This is a genomic window from Prosthecobacter sp. (assembly GCF_046154365.1).
Lineage (GTDB): Bacteria > Verrucomicrobiota > Verrucomicrobiia > Verrucomicrobiales > Verrucomicrobiaceae > Prosthecobacter.
Genome location: NZ_JBJXFV010000065.1, coordinates 60108 through 80592, shown reverse-complemented (window position 1 = coordinate 80592; position 20485 = coordinate 60108). Strand labels below are relative to the sequence as shown.

At 61.3% G+C, this 20485-nt stretch carries 18 protein-coding genes; 13 read left to right on the top strand and 5 right to left on the bottom strand.

Translation table 11 applies throughout. The features are described from left to right. The first annotated feature begins 12 nt into the window (after positions 1-12). The 13 genes from ACKVY0_RS07990 (at position 13) to ACKVY0_RS07930 (ending at position 15111) form a co-directional block, all read left to right on the top strand. Complete coding sequence (locus ACKVY0_RS07990; protein ID WP_409214274.1) at positions 13-216, top strand: hypothetical protein; 204 nt, start codon at positions 13-15, stop codon at positions 214-216. Beyond that, positions 197-514, top strand: a complete 318-nt coding sequence (locus tag ACKVY0_RS07985) for a type II toxin-antitoxin system PemK/MazF family toxin (protein ID WP_409214273.1) — start codon at positions 197-199, stop codon at positions 512-514. The genes ACKVY0_RS07990 and ACKVY0_RS07985 overlap by 20 nt, the downstream gene beginning before the upstream one ends. A 13-nt stretch (positions 515-527) precedes the next feature. Then, entirely contained in the window at positions 528-1964 is a 1437-nt protein-coding gene (locus ACKVY0_RS07980; protein ID WP_409214272.1) for an FAD-linked oxidase C-terminal domain-containing protein, read from the top strand. Between the two features lie 42 nt (positions 1965-2006). Continuing rightward, positions 2007-2249, top strand: coding sequence for a hypothetical protein (locus ACKVY0_RS07975; protein WP_409214271.1), 243 nt, complete (start codon positions 2007-2009; stop codon positions 2247-2249). Next, positions 2233-2697 carry an HNH endonuclease gene (locus ACKVY0_RS07970; protein WP_409214270.1) on the top strand — a complete coding sequence of 155 codons (465 nt, stop codon included), beginning with the start codon at positions 2233-2235 and terminating at the stop codon, positions 2695-2697. The genes ACKVY0_RS07975 and ACKVY0_RS07970 overlap by 17 nt, the downstream gene beginning before the upstream one ends. A gap of 3 nt (positions 2698-2700) precedes the next feature. Continuing rightward, the gene (locus ACKVY0_RS07965) at positions 2701-3645 is read left to right on the top strand and encodes an FAD-binding protein (protein WP_409214269.1); all 945 of its coding nucleotides are present in this window, start codon (positions 2701-2703) and stop codon (positions 3643-3645) included. Then, positions 3645-4889 carry a (Fe-S)-binding protein gene (locus ACKVY0_RS07960; RefSeq protein ID WP_409214268.1) on the top strand — a complete coding sequence of 415 codons (1245 nt, stop codon included), beginning with the start codon at positions 3645-3647 and terminating at the stop codon, positions 4887-4889. The genes ACKVY0_RS07965 and ACKVY0_RS07960 overlap by 1 nt, the downstream gene beginning before the upstream one ends. 5 nt (positions 4890-4894) lie before the next feature. Then, positions 4895-6511: an L-lactate permease gene (locus ACKVY0_RS07955; protein ID WP_409214267.1), complete on the top strand. Its 1617-nt coding sequence runs from the start codon at positions 4895-4897 to the stop codon at positions 6509-6511. Positions 6512-6606: 95 nt separating this feature from the next. Next, the gene (locus ACKVY0_RS07950) at positions 6607-9831 is read left to right on the top strand and encodes a response regulator (RefSeq protein WP_409214266.1); all 3225 of its coding nucleotides are present in this window, start codon (positions 6607-6609) and stop codon (positions 9829-9831) included. Positions 9832-9895: 64 nt separating this feature from the next. Continuing rightward, positions 9896-11329, top strand: coding sequence for a DUF1501 domain-containing protein (locus ACKVY0_RS07945; protein ID WP_409214265.1), 1434 nt, complete (start codon positions 9896-9898; stop codon positions 11327-11329). 280 nt (positions 11330-11609) lie between these two features. Further along, complete coding sequence (locus ACKVY0_RS07940) at positions 11610-12206, top strand: helix-turn-helix domain-containing protein (RefSeq protein ID WP_409214264.1); 597 nt, start codon at positions 11610-11612, stop codon at positions 12204-12206. 8 nt (positions 12207-12214) lie between these two features. Continuing rightward, complete coding sequence (locus ACKVY0_RS07935) at positions 12215-12544, top strand: hypothetical protein (protein WP_409214263.1); 330 nt, start codon at positions 12215-12217, stop codon at positions 12542-12544. Positions 12545-12606: 62 nt separating this feature from the next. After that, the gene (locus tag ACKVY0_RS07930) at positions 12607-15111 is read left to right on the top strand and encodes a glycosyltransferase (protein ID WP_409214262.1); all 2505 of its coding nucleotides are present in this window, start codon (positions 12607-12609) and stop codon (positions 15109-15111) included. Here the strand turns inward: ACKVY0_RS07930 and ACKVY0_RS07925 are convergent. The 5 genes from ACKVY0_RS07925 to ACKVY0_RS07905 are packed head-to-tail and all read right to left on the bottom strand — an operon-like array spanning position 15108 to position 20483. Then, entirely contained in the window at positions 15108-15746 is a 639-nt protein-coding gene (locus tag ACKVY0_RS07925; RefSeq protein ID WP_409214261.1) for a TVP38/TMEM64 family protein, read from the bottom strand. The two genes, ACKVY0_RS07930 and ACKVY0_RS07925, sit on opposite strands and share 4 nt — an antisense overlap. A 26-nt stretch (positions 15747-15772) precedes the next feature. After that, complete coding sequence (locus ACKVY0_RS07920) at positions 15773-17164, bottom strand: sulfatase (RefSeq protein ID WP_409214260.1); 1392 nt, start codon at positions 17162-17164, stop codon at positions 15773-15775. Between the two features lie 11 nt (positions 17165-17175). After that, positions 17176-18336 (bottom strand): hypothetical protein, encoded by a 1161-nt coding sequence (locus tag ACKVY0_RS07915; protein WP_409214259.1) that lies wholly within the window; start codon positions 18334-18336, stop codon positions 17176-17178. A 29-nt stretch (positions 18337-18365) separates the two neighbouring features. Beyond that, complete coding sequence (locus ACKVY0_RS07910; protein WP_409214258.1) at positions 18366-19802, bottom strand: DUF1501 domain-containing protein; 1437 nt, start codon at positions 19800-19802, stop codon at positions 18366-18368. Positions 19803-19823: 21 nt separating this feature from the next. Beyond that, positions 19824-20483: a hypothetical protein gene (locus ACKVY0_RS07905; RefSeq protein WP_409214257.1), complete on the bottom strand. Its 660-nt coding sequence runs from the start codon at positions 20481-20483 to the stop codon at positions 19824-19826. Between the last annotated feature and the right edge of the window lie 2 nt (positions 20484-20485).

The window sequence follows — 20485 nt, the reverse complement described above, 5'->3', positions numbered from 1 at the left end:
CAAAATCAACCCATGATCGCTTCAGCTGAACACCTGTTTCGTGAGTATGAGACTCTGCCAGAGTCGGAAAAATCTCTTTTCGCCCAGATCTTTTGGCGGCGCATGCCGGTGATCGATTCGGGCGAGATCAGCGACGAGGAACTCTGTGCAGGCGGATCGCTCGTGGCCGCCATGTTGGAGGCCGAGGAGACAGCTTATGAGCCCCAGACGCGGTGAAGTCTGGCTTTGGGACTGCGGCATGGCAAAGAAAGTCAGGCCGGTTCTCATCCTTAGCGTGCCCTTCGATGATGAGGACCGCGCCTTGGTGTCCTTTGTCATGCACACCACCAGTCTGCGCGAATCAAAATGGGAGGTGCCTGTCACCGTGTCCTTCTTGAGGGCCGGGGCATTCTTGACGCAAAGTGTGGAAACCTTTCCTGTGGCAACCGGCATTCGCAGACTTGGAGTCCTCACGCCCGAACAGTTTGAACGAGTTGAGACGGCGGTTTTCCGCTGGCTGGGAAGATCTTGTTAACCTCGGTGTGCCCATGCCCCTCGCACGACTCGCCTCACTGCTCCCGCCTGACCGTCTGCTCGTGCGCCCGGTCGAGCTGGCGGCGTATGAGAGCGACGGTCTCACCGCCTTTCGCACACGACCTCTCGCTGTGGTCGTGCCGGAGACGACGGATGAAGTCATTGCCATTGTGCGGCTGTGTCATGAACTGAAGCTGCCGTTTGTCGCACGCGGCAGCGGCACCAGTTTGTCCGGCGGCTCGCTGCCCATCGCGGAAGGCATCGTCATCGCGCTCAATCGTCTGAACCGCATCCTGAAGCTCGATCCCGCGCAACGCATCGCGGTTGTTGAGCCGGGTGTGATCAACACACAGGTCACGACGGCTGCGACACCGTTTGGACTGCACTACGCGCCTGATCCTTCGTCACAAAGCATCTGCACCATCGGTGGCAACGTCGCCTTCAACTCCGGCGGCGCGCATTGCCTCAAGTACGGCATGACCGCGAATCACATCCTCGGCATCAAGGCCGTGCTTGGCACCGGTGAAGTCGTCGAATGGGGCGGCGGCAGTCGCGAACGGCTCGGACCCGACTGGTGCGGCCTGTTCACCGGCAACGAAGGCCTGTTTGGCATCGCGCTCGAGATCACGCTGCAACTGCTGCCGAAAGCCGAGAGCTTCCACACCGTGCTCGCCGGTTATCGCACGCTCGAACAAGCCGGCGACGCTGTCTCTGCCGTTATCGCGAGCGGTTTGCTGCCTGGAGCCATCGAGATCATGGATGCGCTCGCGCTTGAGGCCGCAGTGGCTGCGGTGCATGCCGAATATCCGCCCGGATGCGAGGCTGTGCTCATCGTCGAGCTTGAAGGCCCGCGCGAAGTTGTCGCCATCGAACGCGAACGACTCGATGCCATCCTCGCTGCCAGTCAACCCGTCGAAATGCGTCCTGCTCGCGATGCTGATGAACGCATGGCGATTTGGAAAGGCCGCAAGAGCGCCTTCAGTGCCGTGGGCCGTCTCTCGCCCGATTTCATCGTGCAGGACGGCGTCGTCCCGCGTCGCAAGCTCGGCGAAGCACTGCGCCGCATCGCCGAGATGGCTCGGGAGTCGAACATCCGCGTCGCGAATGTCTTCCATGCTGGCGATGGCAATCTGCATCCGCTGATCCTCTTCGACGGTCGCGAGGAAGGCGCTTTGCATCGCGCTGAATCACTCGCGGGTCGCATTTTGAGGATGTGCATCGAAATGGGCGGCTCCATCACCGGCGAGCACGGCATCGGCGTCGAGAAGCGCGAGTTCCTGCCCGACATGTTCACCGCCGACGAGATCGACTGCATGCAGCGCCTCCGCGCCGCCTTCGATCCCCTCGGCATCGCCAACCCCGGCAAGATGTTCCCCGGCAAAGAAGCGCCCGCTTTGTCGCATGTCGGCCTGCATCCGCTGGAGAAGGCGGGCGTCATTTCACGGGAGTAAATTGGTCTTGTTTGCAAACGCGAGTCTTACTATCTTGAGCGCATGAATACGATTTACGATGAAGCCATGGATCTCCTGGCCGGTGGATACACACCGGAGCAGCTCATCGCATTCAAGGCATCCGAAGAGGCATCGCGAAGATTTGAGGAGTTGATCGCGAAAGAGAAAAGCGAAGGGCTTTTGCCGGAGGAAACAGCCGAGTTGGATCGGGTGATGGAGATGGAGCGTGTGTTGTCCCGGGCGAAAGCACAGGCGCGAGTCATGCTGAATGCAAAGGCCGCCTGAAATCATGAGCCGTGCGCAGATACCCGAACACCTGCGGCTAAAGGTGAAGGACCGGGCCATGGCACTCTGTGAGTACTGCCTCTTGCGGCAAGAAGACGGGATTCATGCTTTTCACATAGATCATGTGATCGCCGAAAAACATCGCGGCCCGACTGAGGAGCACAACCTCTGCCTTGCATGCTCACACTGCAATCGTTCTAAGGGCAGTGATGTCGCCACGATCCTCCAAGGCAGGTTTGTCAGGCTCTACAATCCACGAATCGAGTGCTGGTCCGATCACTTCGTGCTCGACGGCCCGCTGATCAAAGCCCGCAGCCGCATCGGCACGGCCACCATCCATGTCTTGGGCCTGAACGAGCCTGATCGCGTTGAGAAGAGATCTCTGCTGATCCACGCAGGCTGCTATCCTTCTCCCGCAGCGCTGCAACTGATGCACCGACTCGGCTGACCCATGGAAACACCCGCCACACTCCCCGAACTCCGCGACGCCGTGCTCTCTGCACCGCGCGTGATCGCCGTGGGGGCGGAGACGAAGCCACGTTTGTCGGCGGTGGATGCGGTGAAGATTTCGACGCGGCAGTTGAGCGGGATCACGGAGTATGAGCCGAGTGAGTTCACGTTCACCGCTCTCGCCGGAACACCGGTGAAGAAGATCATCGCGGCGTTGGATGAGAAGGGTCAATACCTGCCCTTCGATCCGATGCTCGTCGATGCTGGCAGCACCATCGGCGGCGTGGTGGCCAGTGGTTTGAGTGGTCCGGGTCGTTTCCGCTACGGCGGCGTGCGTGACTTCATCCTCGGCGTGCGCTTTGTCGATGGCTTGGGCCGTTTGCTGCGGCTGGGTGGCAAGGTGGTCAAAAACGCGGCGGGATTTGATGTGCCGAAGTTTCTGATCGGCAGTCTCGGCAGATTCGGCGTGATCGGTGAGGTGACGTTCAAAGTGTTTCCGCGTCGCGAATCGACGCTGACGCTGCAGATGCCCTTCGAGGCTGAAAAGATGGCCCGGATCGCGAATTCACGCTTCGAGGCCGATGCGCTCGATGTTCTGCCCGGCGGCGAAAAAATGCTCGTGCGACTCGCCGGACCTGGAAAAGCCCTCGAAGTGCTCGCGCAGGAGATCGGCGGCGAAATCATCGACAATGCGGTCTGGAACGAGATTCGCGAAGCACGTTGGAACTTTAAAACGGACATCACGCCGGATCAAATCGGCGAATTCAAAGCCGCGCATGTGAGCTGCGGCGGCAATGTGGCCTTCTCGAACACGCTTCCTCCTCGCGGCATGACGCTGCGCGGTGATGCGCCGCTGTGGATCGGCACACGGCCGCGTTTTGCCATTGAGGCGGCGGTGAAGCAGGCGCTCGATCCGCAGAATCGTTTTCCCACTCTCGACGACTGATGCTCCACGCCATTCCAACCGAAAAATTCGGCCCGCTGGGCGAACCGATGGCGAAGGCGGTGTCGGCGTGTGTGCATTGCGGGTTTTGCTTGGCAGCATGCCCAACATATCACGAGCTGGGGCAGGAGATGGACACGCCGCGTGGTCGCATCGTGCTGATGAAGGAAGTGCTGGAGGGCAGGATGAGTTTTGAGGCTGCGCAGCCGCATGTGGATCGGTGTCTGGGGTGCCTGGCGTGTGAGCCTGCGTGTCCGAGCGGGGTGCCGTATCGGGATTTGATCAGCCCGTTTCGTGCTTTGGCAGCGGGGAAGATGAAGCGGGGCCTGTTGGAGCGGGTGCGGCGTTTTGTGGCGGCGCAGACGGTGCCGTATCCGTGGCGCTTTCGTGTGGCGGCGAAGCTAGGACGGATAGGTCGGATGGGACTGATGCCGAAGGCTTGGCGGCCGATGCTGGAGCTGATGCCGGAGGCGCTGCCGCCTGCACAGTCATGGGCTGCGGTGAATCCGGCCATCGGTGAAAAGCGTGCGCGCGTGGCGTTGCTGCTCGGCTGTGCGCAGCAGGTGCTCGATCCGGACATCAACACGGCCACAATCGAGGTGCTGACGCGCAACGGCATTGAGGTCGTCATTCCACGCACGCAGGGCTGCTGCGGCGGTCTGGCGTGGCACACGGGCGATCTGGCAGCGGCGCAGAAATTTGCGCGGCGGAATTTGGCGGCGTTTCCCGACGATGTGTACGCGATTTTGACGAACGCCGCTGGCTGCGGCTCGGCGATGCATGAATACCACCTCGTGCTGCGCGGCACGGCGGATGAAGCGCGGGCTGAGGCCTTCCGGCATCGCGTGATGGATGTGAGCGTGTTTTTGATGAGGCTCGGCCTGCGCGAGCCGCTGCGTGAAATGAAACTCAAAGCCGCCTACCACGATGCGTGCCATCTCTCGAACGCGCAAAACGTGCGCAGGCAGCCACGCGATCTTTTGAAGGCCATTCCGGGCCTGCAACTGCTCGAAATCACCGACGCGCATCTTTGCTGCGGCAGCGCAGGCAGTTACAACATGGACCAGCCGGAGATCGCGTCATCACTCGGCGAGCAGAAGGCCAAAAGCATCATCGCCACGGGCGCGGATGTGGTGGTGACGGGAAACATCGGCTGCATGACGCAGGTAGCGCTGCATCTCAAAAGAATTGGTTCGCACATTGAGGTGAAACACACGATGCAGCTTGTCCGTGATGCTCTGCCTTGATTCTCATGACCTGGTCCCAAAACTACGACCCTCTCGGCAGTCTGATTCTTTCCTCACTCGTCGCAGCGGTGCCGGTGGTGGTGCTGCTGGGGCTGCTGGCGTTCTGGCATGTGCGGGCGCAACTGGCGGCGGGGGCGGGGCTCATCGTGGCGCTGGTGATCGCAATCTTCGTATATCACATGCCGGCAACGATGGCGGGCATGGCGGCGGTGAACGGTGCGCTCTTCGGTCTCTTCCCCATTGGCTGGATCGTGCTGAACGCGATGTTCGTTTACAATCTGAGTGTCGAAACGGGCCAGTTCGCGGTGCTGCAACGCCAGATCGCGAGTGTTTCGAGTGATCGGCGGATTCAGGCGCTGCTGATCGCCTTCGCCTTTGGTGCGTTCATTGAAGGCGCGGCAGGTTTTGGTGCGCCAGTGGCGATCACGGGGGCGCTCATGATTGGACTCGGCTTCAAACCGCTCGAAGCGGCGAAGCTGGCGCTCATCGGCAACACTGCGCCGGTGGCGTTTGGATCGCTCGGCACGCCGTTGACGACGCTGGCGGACATCACGGGTCTCGATCTCATGTCGCTGAGTGCAATGGTGGGGCGACAACTGCCCATTTTCTCGCTCATCGTGCCGTTCTGGCTGGTGGCGGCGCAGGTCGGCGTGCGCGGCATGCTTGGCGTATGGCCGGCGTGTTTCGTAACGGGTGCGAGCTTTGGCGTGATGCAGTTTGTGATGAGTAACTACCACGGGCCGTGGCTGGTGGACATCGTGAGCGCAGTCGTGGCGATGGCGGTGCTTGTGCTGTTCATGAAGGTGTGGAAGCCGAAGGCTGCCGCCGAAAAGCCTGTGACGGCAGAAGTGCGTGAGGCATCGCCATGGAAGGCATGGCTGCCGTGGGTGTTCTTGACGGCCTTCGTGTTCTGCTGGGGCATGCCGGCGGCGAAAAGCGGTTTGAATGGTGTTTTCAACCGCGAGATTGAGGTGCCGATGCTGCACAAGATGGTGGAGCGCGTGCCACCGGTGGTGGTGCATGCAGAGGTGGAGAAAGCGGTGTTTAAATTCAACGCGCTCTCGGCCACCGGCACGGCGGCGATGCTCGCCGGCATGGCGGCGGGGCTTTGCCTCGGCCTTTCGCCCAAACGTCTGCTCAAATTGTATGGCGTGACGATTTGGAAGCTGCGCGTGCCGTTGCTGACGATCTCACTCATGCTCGCGCTCGGCTATGTGACGCGCTACAGCGGCACGGACACCACGATGGGCCTCATGATGGCCTCAACGGGATGGATGTTCCCGTTTTTCTCCCCGCTCATCGGCTGGCTCGGTGTGGCGCTCACCGGCAGCGACACGTCATCGAACGTGCTGTTTGGCAATCTTCAGCAAGTCACCGCGAACCAACTGCAACTCTCACCGATCCACATGGCGGCCTCGAACAGCAGCGGCGGCGTGATGGGCAAGATGATCGACGCGCAGAGCATCGTCGTCGCCGCTGTGGCGACGGGCGGTCACCCAGAGAGTCCTGATGCGGGCACCGTGCTGCGCAGCGTGTTCTGGCACAGCGTGGCGCTGGCGCTGCTCATGGGCGTGCTGGTGATGGTGCAGGCGTATTGGCTGCCGTGGATGCTGGTGAAGTGATTCACGTGCGCATTTTCACGGTTTCCGCCTGAGGAAAGCAAGACTCCGCTTGTCAGACGGGACTGGCATCTCCTATGGTGAAGCTCACGATGAGCATGAGCGACCACGATGCCACTCCAACTGACACTCGTCCGACTGAGGATGAGATGCGTTTCTTCTTTGAGCATTCGTTGGATCTGCTGTGTGTCGCCAACTTTGAGGGCTGGTTCACCAAACTGAATCCGGCATGGGAGGGGGCGCTGGGGTTCAGCCGCGAGGAATTGATGGCCGTGCCTTATGTGGAGTTCATTCATCCCGATGACATCGCATGCACGGTGGCGGAAGCGCAAAAGCTCAGCACGGGCGCACTGACGTTGTCGTTCGAAAACCGCTTCCGGTGCAGAGACGGCGGCCACATCTGGCTGCTGTGGCATGCGATGCCTGACCGCGAGCGGGGGCTGATCTTTGCCGCCGCACGTGACATCACGGCGAAAAAAATCATGGAGCAAGAGCTGCGCCACACCACGCAGTTGCAGCAGGCGATTCTGGACGGTGCGAATTTCACCATCATCTCCGGTGCGCCGGACGGCATCATCCAGACCTTCAATGCCGAGGCGGAGCACAAGCTGGGGTACACTGCGGAGGAGGTGGTTGGCAAGGTATCACCCGCCATCATTCACGATCCTGAAGAGGTGGTGAAGCGCGCGGCAGTGCTCACGAAGGAACTGGGCCGCCCCGTGGAGCCTGGCTTTGAAACTTTTGTGGCGAAAGCGCGACTAGGCATGCCGGATGAGAACGAATGGACTTACATCCGCAAGGACGGCAGCCGTTATCCGGTGCTGCTGTCGGTGACGGCGCTGATGGACAAGAGCGGACAGATCACCGGCTTCCTCGGCGTGGGCCAGGACATCACGGAGCGCAAACGGGCGGAGGAAGCGCAGAGCAGGATGGCTGACCGGCTACAGCTGGCCACGCGCGCCGCGAACGTGGGCATCTGGGATTACGATGTGGTGCATCAGCGCCTGGAGTGGGACGATGCGATGTACCGGCTCTATGGCATCACGGCGGCGACTTTTTCTGGTGCCTATGAGGCATGGGAGTCCGGCCTGCATCCTGACGACAAGGCCCACCAAGTGGAGCGGCTGCAGATGGCCCTGCGTGGGGAAAGAGAGTTCGACACGGAATTCCGTGTGGTGTGGCCGGATGGCACGGTGCGGCACATCAAAGCCAACGGCGTCGTCCAGCGTGACACTGCGGGCAGCGCCGTGCGCATGATCGGCACGAACTGGGACATCACCGAGGCGAAACTCGCTGCGGAACGCATCATGCAGGCGTCACAGGCAGTGCAGGTCATGAACACCCAACTGCTCGCCGCCAAGGCCGAGGCGGAGCGTGCCAGCCATGCCAAGAGCGAATTCCTCGCCCAGATGAGCCATGAGATCCGCACGCCGATGAACGGCATCATCGGCATGACGGGCGTGGCGCTGAACACACCGCTCACCCCCGAACAACGGGAATACCTCACCATGGTCAGGACGAGCGCCGATGCGCTGCTGACGGTGATCAACGACGTGCTGGACTTCTCCAAAATCGAAGCGGGCAGGCTGAGCCTCGACCACATGGAGTTCCGCGTGCGCGAAATCTTTGGCGACACGATGAAAACCCTCGCCAATCGCGCCAACGAGAAAAGCCTGGAGCTGGCCTGTCATTTCCATGCCGAGGTGCCCGACGTTCTGGCGGGCGATCCCGGACGCCTGCGCCAGATCATCGTGAACCTCGTGGGCAATGCGATCAAATTCACCCATCAGGGTGAGATCGTGCTGGATGTGGGCGTCGAGTCGCAAGCCGACGAAGCCTGCTGCCTGCACTTCACCGTGAGCGACACCGGCATCGGCATTCCAGCACATAAGCAACAGTTGATCTTTGACGCCTTCACCCAGGCCGACAGTTCCACGACGCGTGAATATGGCGGCACCGGTCTGGGGCTGGCGATCTCGGCACGTCTGGTCGGCATGATGGGCGGGCGCATCTGGGTCGAGAGTGAGCTGCACCGGGGCAGCACGTTTCACTTCACCGCCCATCTCCAAAAAGTGGCCAATCCGGTGTCGAGCGAGACGCCGGTGCGGCTGGATCTGCTCAATGCCTTGCGTGTGCTGGTGGTGGACGATAACGCGACCAACCGCCGCATTCTGGAAGAGACGCTCAACAGTTGGCACATGCAGCCGACGTTGACCGACGGCGGTACAGCGGCCATTGCGGCCATGCAAATCGCCACGCAGACCGGCTTGCCGTTTGGCCTGGTCCTCCTCGACTTCCACATGCCCAAGATGGATGGCTTCACCGTTGCCGCAAAACTGCGTGAACTGGCTCCCACGCCCATCGTGATGCTGACCTCGGGCCCTAGAGCTGGCGATGCCGCACGGTCGCGTGAAATGGGCATCTCCTCCTGCCTGACCAAGCCCGTGAAGCAGTCCGAACTGCTCGACTCGATGCTGGGAGCGCTGAACATCGATCACACGCTCCGCCATCCGCCGTCCGCGACTGCTGCCACGGGCACCGTGACCACCATCGCCAGCGGGAGCCGCCTGCATGTCCTGGTCGCCGAAGACAATGCGGTGAACCAAAAGCTCGCGGCCTTGCTGCTCGATGAACAGGGGCACACTAATTTCATCGCGCCAAACGGCAGGGAGGCGCTCGCCGCCTTTGAACGTGAGTCGTTCGACTGTGTGCTCATGGACGTGCAGATGCCTGAGATGGACGGCTTTCAGGCGACTGCCGCCATCCGTGAGCGCGAAAAAATCATCGGTGGTCACGTCCCGATCATCGCGATGACCGCCCACGCTTTGAAAGGCGACCGTGAGCGCTGCCTGGCAGCCGGGATGGACGGCTATGTCTCCAAGCCCATCCAGCCTGACGAACTCTGGCAAACCATGGCAGAGCTGCTGCCACCCGCGTCGTTGCCAGTGGCCACAGCCCCTGCACCAGCGCTGACTGATCTCCACCCCGAGGACGCCGCCATCCGGGCCCAGGTGTTGAAGTCTGCCAGCGGCAGTGTCGATTTCATGCGCCAGCTCGCCCAGGTGTTCATCGAAGAGTCTGCCACGCTTCTGTCTGGCATCCACACCGCCATCGCCAACGGTGACGCGAAGGCGCTGCAAACTCACGCGCATTCCCTCAAAGGCGCGCTGGCCCTGTTCGGCTCAGACCGCGCCACCGCCGCCGCACAGCGGCTGGAAACGATCGGCCACGAAACAGATTTGCAGGCCGCGCCAGCCGCCTGTGCCACGCTCGACACGGAAATGCTGCGCCTGCGGCCCACGCTGGAGCGGATGGTGGGATGAGCTGAAAGCTCCGTCCCGCAAAGACGTGACTGGCGCGTGCGTAGTGTCAGCAGCACCATCGACCATGCTCACCCGCCGCCAACTGCTTCATACGACCGGACAAGGGTTTGGTGCGCTCGCGTTTGCGTCAATCCAGGCAGGCGAAACAGCGCATCACTCGCAGATCATCACACCGAAGGCGAAACGGGTCGTGCAGCTCTTCATGGGCGGTGCGGCGAGCCATGTGGACCTCTTTGATTTCAAACCCGCGCTCATCAAGCATCACGGCGAGGAGTCCAACTTCGGCGAGGCCGTGGAAGCATTTCAAAACGGCCTCGGACCGTGGAAGAAGCCGGTGTGGGACTTCAAGCCGTATGGACAGAGCGGCAAGATGCTCAGCGAGGCCGTCGCGCCGCTCGGAGCCTGCGTGGATGACATGGCCTTCGTGCATAACATGGTCGGCAAGACCGGCGTGCATTCCCAAGGCACGCTGCTGCAATCCACCGGCTTCAATCTGCCGGGCTTTCCGGGTGTGGGTTGTTGGGTGAGCTATGCGCTGGGTTCGTTGAGTGATAATTTGCCAACCTTCGTCGTGCTGCCGGATCATCGCGGTTTTGCCTCCAACGGGCCGAAGAATTGGGATAGCGCCTTTTTGTCATCGCAGCACGCCGGGACGATCATTTATCCCGGCGCAGCGACGCCGATCGCGGATTTGTTTCCGCACAAAGCCGGCCGCTACATCACCGCGAAGTCGGATCGCGAAGGTTTTGCGCTGCTGGAGCAGTTGAACCGTCAACATCAGCATCTGCGCGAGGAAGACTCGCGGCTCGACTCACGCATCAAGAGCTACGAACTCGCGGCGAAGATGCAGCTCGCCGCGCCGGAGGCGCTCGACATCAGCAAGGAGTCTGCGGCGATGAAAACAATGTACGGCATCCAGGAGCACCGCAAAGTCTGGCCCACGGAGATCAATCCCGAAGAAGAAGCCGACTACATGGGCCGCAAGTGCCTCGCCGCGCGTCGCCTGCTCGAACGCGGCGTGCGCTTTGTACAGATTTGGAGCGGCAACGACAATGGCTTCCCGCGTCGCAACTGGGACAGCCACGAAGACGTCGAGCGCGATCACGGTCCACTCGCCTGGGGCATGGCGAAGGCCGTTTCGGCATTGATTCTCGATTTGAAACAGCGTGGTCTGCTCGATGACACGATCATCTTGTGGACCACCGAGTTCGGCCGCATGCCGAGCACTCAAGGCGGCAAGGGACGCGATCACAACCCCTACGTCTTCACCAACTGGCTCTGCGGTGGCGGCATCCAAGGTGGCGTGACCGCCGGTGAGAGCGACCAATGGGGCTACAAACCCCTCGACCGCGCGAATCCGACGACCTGCTATGATATCCACGCCACGATGATGCATCTGCTTGGCATTGACCACACCAAGCTCACGGTGCGGCACAACGGCATTGATCGACGCCTCACGGATGTGCATGGGCATGTGATTCGTGAGCTGATCGCTTGATGCCGCAGGCTCCCCTTCGGGGGACCCGGTGGTCGAACATCAAGCCCAGCACGCCGCTGATCCAGCCGCTGCCAAATTTGCGCAGCGCCGATGGGGCTTCCAGTTCACGATGAATCTTCAGGCGGATCTCGTGGAGGGGATTCTAGAATTGCTTGGTTTGATTACAAGAAGACTGGAGATGACCTTGCGCCGGTTTTGGTCATGCAATCTTGCGGCGAGCGCAAAAAATTTCATCGCATCCAGGGCGAGAAGTGTCACACTTGCCCAGCCCAACCCACCCATGCCAGCCTCCCTTGGACAGAGACTCAAAGCCGCGCGCGAACAACGCGGCCTGTCACTCGAAGACACCGCCCATGAAACGCGCATCCCCGTGCAGCGCTTGATGCATCTGGAGTCCGGCAACATCGCCGCCTTTGGCAGCATGACGTATGCACGCTCCTTCATTCGTGGTTACAGCGACTTTCTTGCCGTGGATGCGAGTGCAGCCCTCGAAGAGCTGCCGGAAGGTATGCTGGCTGGAGAGCGTGATTACCGCTACCTCACGCAATCGCACGGTCCTTGGCTGCGTGATCGTGAAGCACGCCCGGATCGCATCACCGCTCCTGCGAACAATCGCGTGAAGTCTATCAAATCACCACTGCCTGCCGCCATCGCCGTCTTTGTGATCATTCTCGCCGGCACGGCGATGTGGGGCAGGCATGTGGCTGACTTGCGCCGTCAGATGGAGCCTGCGGCGTTGAAGGCGCTGCCGGTCGAGGATGGTGCGCCAGCTTCTGCCTCTGTATCTGACGCCCTCAGCACGGTGGATGCAACGAAGCTGAAGACCAAGCATGTGGATTTCCCGGTGTCTGTGCGCAAAGCAACCCCCGTCGATTGATCCACCTGATGCCTACGCCCGAAACATCTCCTGCCAAGTCACGCTGGTGGCTGGAACCGCTCATCTGGACGGTTTGCTTTGCCATCGCGATCAGCGTGGCCGCCTATGTGAACGAAACCGCGCGTGAGATCGTGATGCAGGGCCTAGCCTATCTGTTTGCCTTCCTCACGACGCCGTTCGTGCTCGAGGCTTCGGCCGCATTCATCGGCCTGTGCATCGTTTTCGTCATCAATACCCGCCGCATCGAGCGCGAAGGCGACGGCTGGGTGGAAATGGAAGTGCAGCAGCCTGCGCCTGCGGCCGATCAGGACGCAACGAAGCCAGAAACCGTCGTCTGAGCGGGTCGGAAGCTGAATCCGGCTGGCCTTGAGCGCGTCTGTGTTTCATCTTCGTCGTTCTCATGACTTCCGCACTGCCGTCTCCAAACCACGCGCCCGTGATCCATGGGACGCGTGTGCTGACGGCAGGAAAATTTCTGCAACTGGCCGCTGGCACGCCGTTTTTCATGCGTGGCGTCAGCTACGGTCCGTTCAAGCCAAACACGCGCAGCGAACCCTTCCCTGAAGACGAACGTCTGGCCGCTGATCTGCGCCACATCGCATCTCTAGGCTTCAACACGGTGCGCCTCTACGAACTGCCCACGCCTGCCATGCTGCGTGAAGTCGAAGCACTCGGCTTGCGGCTCATTGTCGGCATTCCATGGGCCGAACACGTCGATTTTCTTTCAGATCGCGGACTTTGCCGCGGAATCGAAGCACGCATCGCAGAAGCTACCGCACGACTCCGCGATCACACCTGCATCGCTGCGTTTCTCGTCGGCAATGAAATCGAAAAGACGCTCGTGCGCTGGATGCAGCCGGAGCGTGTGCGTGATTTCATCGAGAATCTCATCGACATCGCCCACCAGCACGCACCACAGACGCTCGTTAGCTATGCCACATATCCGTCCACCGAGTATCTCGTGCCGCGCAATGCCGATTTCCTCGCGGTGAACGTCTATCTCGAATCACGCGAGGCGTTCACCGCCTGCCTCGCGCGTTTGCAGAATCTCGCTGGCAGCAAACCGTTGCTCATCACCGAGTTCGGTCTCGACGTTGCCACGCACAGCCCCGAGAAGCAGGCCGAAGTCATGCGCTGGCAGCACGGCTGCCTTTTACATAGCGGCACGGCAGGCGGCGTCTGGTTTGCCTACACGGACGAATGGCATCGCGGTGGGCGCGAAATCACGGACTGGCGGTTTGGCATCGTGGATCGCGAACGCAATGAGCGGCCTGTCTGCGCTGTCGTTCAGGCTTTGACGTCGCAACTGCCCGCACCATCGCCTGCACCGCGCATTTCCGTCATCGTCTGCACCCGCAATGGCGCTCTCACCTTGCGGTCCTGTCTCGAATCCGTGACGGCGCTGAACTATCCCGATTTCGAGATCCTCGTGGTCGATGATGGATCAAATGATGCCACGGCAGAGATCGCCAAAGGTTTTCCACGCGTGCGCTATAAGTTTCAGGAGCACGCCGGACTGAGCGTGGCACGCAACCTGGGCGCCAAACTTGCCACCGGCACCATTCTCGCCTACACCGATGATGACTGCATCGCGCACCCTGACTGGCTGCTGCATTTGAGCCATGCGTTCAGCGCTGACGCTGTCGTGGCCGCTGGCGGGCCAAACATCCCGCCGTCACCACGCAACCGAACCGAGCGCATCGTCGCCGCCGCACCTGGAGCACCCGCTCATGTGCTGCTCAACGATACCGAGGCCGAGCACCTGCCCGGCTGCAACCTCGCCATCCGCAAAGACCTGCTTGAACGCATCGGCGGCTTCCGTGCCGAGTTCATGGCCGCCGGTGATGATGTCGATGTCTGCTGGCGTCTGCGCGAGCATGGCGTGTTGCGTTTTGTGGCCGGCGCGATGGTCTGGCATCATCGCCGCTTCACGGTAAGGGCGTATTTGCAGCAGCAGCGTGGCTACGGCCATGCTGAGGCGCTGCTGATGAAGGAACATCCCGCACGCTTCGGCCCGCTCGGTGGCGCACGCTGGCGTGGCGGCATCTATGGTGACCGGCTGCCGGCCGATCATCCCGTCGAAGGCAGCATCTTCCACGGTCCCTTCGGCCTCGGCGCGTTTCAGGTGATCTATGCGACATCGAACTTTCGCTGGTGGGAATGGTTCACCGGTCTGCTGTGGATCGCGTGCATGGTGCTGGCGCTCGCCTGCCAGTTGCCGTGGCTTGCCGTGGCAGTGCTGCTGTTTGCCATCTGGTCCGCCTGGCGTGTCAGTTCATGCCATGCTGCTTCGGCCAACTTGCACGGCCCGTGGAATCGCCTGCTGCTGTGGTGGCTGAGTTGGTTGCAGCCCGTCGTGCGTGAATGGGCGCGGCTGCGCGGCATGCTGCGGCTCGGCGCACGCCCAAGCCGGCATCCCATGCTGCCGGAGATCATGCCGCCAGTGCGGCCACACAAAATTGCGCTCAATCTCGGCACGCTGCGCTTCTGGAGTGAAACCGGCGTCACTCGCGACGCTTGGCTCTATGAACTGCGCAAAGCACTCAAGTCAGCACACATCATCTATCGCGAGGACGACGGCTGGCGCTGGTTTGACCTCGAAGCCTGGCCATGGGCGGAAGTTTCACGCGCCTGGCTCAGCGTCACTGAGTTTCACGGCGAGGGACGTTGTCTGACGCAGGTCAGATGCATTCTGCGCGTGCGGCGCGGTATTGGCTGGAATTTTCTGCTGTGGTTCGTGATCGCCGGATTGTTGATGACGACGAGGCATCTGCTCGTGATCGGTGCGTTTGGGGCCATCGCGGTCGTTGTGCTGACCCCGCTCGCGCTGTGGCTCGCAGGTCGTGAAATGAAAAAACTCGCACGCCTCGCTGCCGTGGCGGCCGGTTTGACCGCGATGCCTTAACGCCGCAGCACCCGCGCCGCGCCCAGCCAGAGCAGCACCGGCATGATACAGCTCAAAGCCATCGCCCAGCCCGGTTCGCTTTGACCCACATGACCAATCGCCGCGAAGGCGAAACCCGTGGGCACCGATCCACACACCAGCGCAGGCAAAAACACGCGCCACCGCATGCGCGACAGGCCCGCAAGACACGCCACCGCCTCCGGCAGCACCGGCATCCAGCGTGACAACGCCACCAGCCAGCCACCGCGCTTTTCGAAAATTTCTTCGCCTCTGCGCAAACCTGCCTCACCCGCAATCCAGAGCGCCGCACCACGTCCCAGCCAGCGGCAGCCTGCATACGCGATGATGCCCGACAGCATCGATCCCGCAGCGCAGATCAAACCGCCGAGCCACCAGCCATACATCCAGCCCAGCGCTGACATTACCACCGTCGAAGGCACCGGCAGCACGATGTCCGCGATCAACAGCACGATCCCCGCCGCCCAGGCCCACGCGCCATAGCCTGCCATCCACTGCCGCGCCCCTTCGAGACTGAGCGCCGCATCAAACTGCGCTCCCCAGATCACAAACGGCACGACGATGCCCGCAAAAATGACGAGGATCAGGAGGATGAGCGAGCGGCTGCCTGGGTGCATGCTGCCAACACAGCAGGCAATCCGTCTCACGGCAAGAGCGGCACTGCTTGCTCGACCATTCCCGCCTCACGCTGGCCGGTCCCAGGCCGGTCCACGTCACCAATGTCAGCACGCGCTTTCTCGGCGAGAGCCGCGAGGCGCTGCACGATCTCAGGATGCTGCGCGGAGACTTCCTGCTGCTCGCTCACGTCGTGGCGCACGTCGTAGAGTTCGAGCCTGGCTGGCTCACGCTTGCGCTGCAGGTTCGCAAATTTGCCTTCCAGCGGCAGATAGAGCTTCCAATCACCCGCCCGCACGGCCTGGAGCTGTTCCATGCGGTAGAAGAAGTAGCCATCGTCATCCCACGGCGACTTCGTGCTGCTCGCATCGAACAAGATCGAACGAATGTCATGCCCGTCGATCTTCTGCAGCGGCAGCTTCGCGTCCGCGAGCGCCGCAAACGTCGGCAGCATGTCCATCGTCGAGCACAACGCATCATTCACCGCGCCGGCGGCGATTTTCCCCGGCCAACGCATCACACAGGGCATGCGCATCGCGCCCTCGGACGTGTCGTAGCCTGAGCCGCGATACGGCGCATTGCTGCCCTGCGGCGGATGGCGTTTCACGGCACCATTGTCCGAGGTCCAGACGATCAGCGTGCTGTCCTCGAGCTTCAGCCGTTGCAACGCCGCCATGATCTCACCCGTGCTCCAGTCCAGTTCCTCCACCGCATCGCCGTAATCGCCATTCGTGCTCTTGCCACGGAAATTCTCGCTCGAAAACGGCCGCGGCGTCGATCCCGGCATCGTGTGCGGCAGATAGAGGAAGAACGGCGCCGCCGCGTGCTTCTCGATGAATCGAATCGCCGCCTCGGTGCAGCGTTGCACCAGATGATCGCGATCCGCCGGTGCTTCGATGACCTTTTCACCACGAATCAGCGGCAGTTCCGGCCACACGTCCGGCTTTTTCTCCTTCATCATGTCATCGCTGTAGGGAATGCCGAAAAATTCATCGAAGCCCTGCTTCGTCGGCAAAAAGCCCGGCTGATCACCCAGATGCCATTTGCCGATGCACATCGTCGCATAACCCGCGCTCTTCAAAACTTCCGCCATCGTGACCTCGGCAGGATTCAGCCCCTTGCGCGCCACCGGCTGTAACACGGCACCACCCGTGTCGCTCACATGTAAGTTCACCCGACGCGGGTAACAGCCCGTCATGAACGCCGCTCGGCTCGGCGTGCAGACACCACTCGCCACATAAAAGCTCGTGAACTTCGTCCCCGCCGCCGCCAGCCGGTCCACATTCGGCGTGCGGTGCAGTTTGGAGCCAAAGCAGCCGAGATCGCCATTCCCAAAGTTATCGACGAAGATGAAGACAATATTCGGCTTCGCGGCGAAAGCGCTCGCGGACAGCAACAGCAACGCAACAAGGCTTTTCATCTGCGTGCAAGTTACGGACGCTCCGCCACCATCAACCGCGTGAACTGGCCGTCGCTCGTGTTGTAGTAAATGCGTTTGCCGTCCGCGCTGAAGGCGGGATGCGGATCGTTGCGCCGCCAGGAGCGTGCGCCGCGATTTTGCTCGAAGCTGTGCAGCAGCACCCATTTCCCGCCGTTCATGTCGGCCACCATGATGCCCCACTCGTTCGGCTTGCCGCCCACGGGCTCCGTCATGCCGTCGGTGACCATCAGCTTGCCATCGGGGCTGACGGAAGGATGCGAGCCGCGCAGATTCGGGATGTCCTTCAGTTTCGTGTAAGTGAAGACCGGCTTGTCGGTGTCCATCGTGATATTACCGACCTCGAAGATGTGATGAGAGTCCGGCGTCCAGCCTGGATGACCCCACTGGCCGCGCTGCCAGATGCATGCGGCTTTTTCAAAGTCGTAACAGACGATGCCCTGCCGATGACTCGCGTTCTTCGCCATGAAATTGTCGCCGCCATTGCCCGCCGCGATTTTGAAGAACACCCGCTTCAAATCCGGGCTGAGGACTGGAAAAAAGATCGAGCATGGCTTGCCCGCAAACTCCTTGGCGAGCCATTCGCCGTATTTCGCCTCCACCTCGGCGATTTTGGCCCGTGTGGTTGTTTTGCCGGTCGCCGCATCCCACACCTCGAGATCGCGATACGGCCCCGGCTTCCAATGGCAGCCATACATCGGCAGCAAATCGCCTTCCGGTCTGCCAAAGCCGACTTGATGATCTTCCGCGACGATTGTCTTCTCCAGCGTCGCCACATCGACCACGACCACACGCCATTTTTTGTCGATCACCTCATGGAACGCCACGCGCTTGCCGCCTGAGAGCCACTGCTGACATGCCACGCGGTGCGCGTCCTCGGTATGCACATTCTCCGCCAGCACGATTTCTTTGCCCGTAGCTCGTTCCATGATACGCACCTCGCCGACATAACCTGCAGCATGCGTTGAGGTGAAGAACAGCACATGCTTGCCATCTGGACTCTCAGGATTGGCCACGTAGTAGCTGTGAATTGAATGCCGTCCTTCAATCGACGACATCGGCTTGATGGTCACGTCCTTGGACCACACGGCGACGGGATCATCCGCCAGACAACGAACAGCGAGCAGACAAGCGAGAGCGATAACACGTTTCATAGCCGCATAAACGCCGCGCTGCCGCCAAACTATGCAAGCAACTCGGCCACCACCCGCCCATGCACATCCGTGAGACGTCGATCGACGCCATTCGTGCGGACAGTGAGTTTCTCGTGATCGATGCCGAGCAGGTGCAAGATGGTGGCATGCATGTCGTAGCCGGTGGTGATGTCGTGCCGGGCTTGATAGCACCAGTCATCGCTTTCTCCGTGGGCAATGCCGGGCTTCACACCAGCGCCCCAGAGCCAGCTCACGAAGCTGCCGCAGTTGTGGTCGCGACCGAGTGAGCCTTGTGAAAACGGCGTGCGGCCGAACTCGGTGGTCCAGATCACGAGCGTGTCTTCGGCGAGGCCGCGCTGGCGGAGGTCTTGAAGCAGCGCGGCGATGGGCTTGTCGATGCTCGCAGCCATGGGCGGGAGCTGTTTGGGAATGTCACCGTGGTTGTCCCAGTTGTTCACCGCGCCCTCGGGGCCACTCCAGACTTGGACAAAACGCACGCCGCGCTCGATGAGTCGCGTGGCGAGCAGGCAGCGTTTGCCGAAGTCGGCGGTGGGTTTGTCGGCGCTGTCGAGGCAATAGGCTTTGCGGGCGGACTCGGGCTCGCGCATCACGTCGAAGGCTTCCGGCGCACTGAGCTGAAGTTTCGCGGCGAGTTGATAGCCGGCAACGCGGGCATCGAGTCGTGAATCACCGGGATGCTGCGCGGCGTGCGCATGATTCATTTGGTTCAGCAAGGCGAGACCGTCGCCATCGGCCTGGCGCGTGGCGAAGGCGAACTTGTCACTGGCAAAGAGGTCGGGGATGGGTTGCGACGCGCCTGCTTTGATCACGGTGCCTTGATGCACCGCGGGCAGGAAGCCGGAGGTGAAGCAACCGCGTCCGTTGTAAGGCAGGCCGCGCGCATCGGGCAGCACGATGAAGGTGGGCAGGTTGTCGGTGAGATTGCCGAGCGCGTAGGAAATCCATGCGCCCATGCACGGGAAGCCGGGTAGAAGGAAGCCGTTGTTCATGAGGTAGGCGCTCTGGCCATGCACATTGGACCGGCCCTGCATCGCCATGAGAAAGGCCATCTCGTCCACGAGCTTCGCCTGCTCGGGAAATAGACTGCTCGCCCAGCGTCCGCTTTGACCATGCTGCTTGAACTCGAACGGGCTCTTCATCAGCGGCCCCTGCATGCCGGTCGCGCCTTCGATTTTCACCTTCGAGCCGAGCTTCTGCCCGTGCTGTTTCGTGAGCATCGGCTTGTAATCCCAGAGGTCCATCGGGCTCGCGCCGCCGTTCATGAAGAGCTGAATGACGCGCTTCACTTTGGCCGGATGATGAATGCCGCCATTGAACTCCGGCCTCGGCACTGGGACGCTGGCGAAGGCATCGCGAGCGAGCATTTGCGAAAGCGCGACTCCCGCGAATCCGCTGCTGATGCCGGCGAGAAAATCGCGTCGGGTGTGAAGTGGAAGTGTGTTCATGGGGTTCAATGGTGGAGGCATTCAGCGAAGCACTTCGCCTTTTGTCGCGTCGGCAGGCACATCGAGCACCTGCATCTGGCACACGGTTTTGAAACGTGCGTGGTCGGCGAATTCCCACACGACTTTCTTGTCGCGCGTGACCTCGAAGACCATCGGCTGCTTGCCCTCGAAACCGTGACCGATGTAGTTGCCGATGACGGTGTTGCCATTGGGCAGGCGATGGATGCCCATCGGGATGCGCAGTGGATTGCCGGGGATTTCGTTCTCCGCAATCTGCCAGACGGTCTTCAAGTTTTCGTCGAGTTCGACGATGCTCGTCTTGTCCCAAAGACTGACGATGAGATGCCCATTCGGCAGCTTCACGACTGCACCCGGTTGGCCGTCGAAGGCAACCTCGCGCAACTGCGCACCGTCGGCATCGAGTTCCACCACCTTCTTATCCATCGTCACCTCCGCCGCTCCGGTAATCTGGCTGAAGAGCACGTTCCCATTTGGCAGCAACCAGCAATCCTGCGGCGTCTTCGCCGGAAACTCCCATTCGATCTCGCCCTTGGCCGAGAGAATGACCACGCGGTTGCCCTTGTAGTCGGTGCACAGGACGCGGTGAGAAACGGGTGCGTCGGCTGCGTGCAGCGCGGCCAGCGGCGCGAGCAACAGGGCGGTGAGGAGGATGTATTTCATGG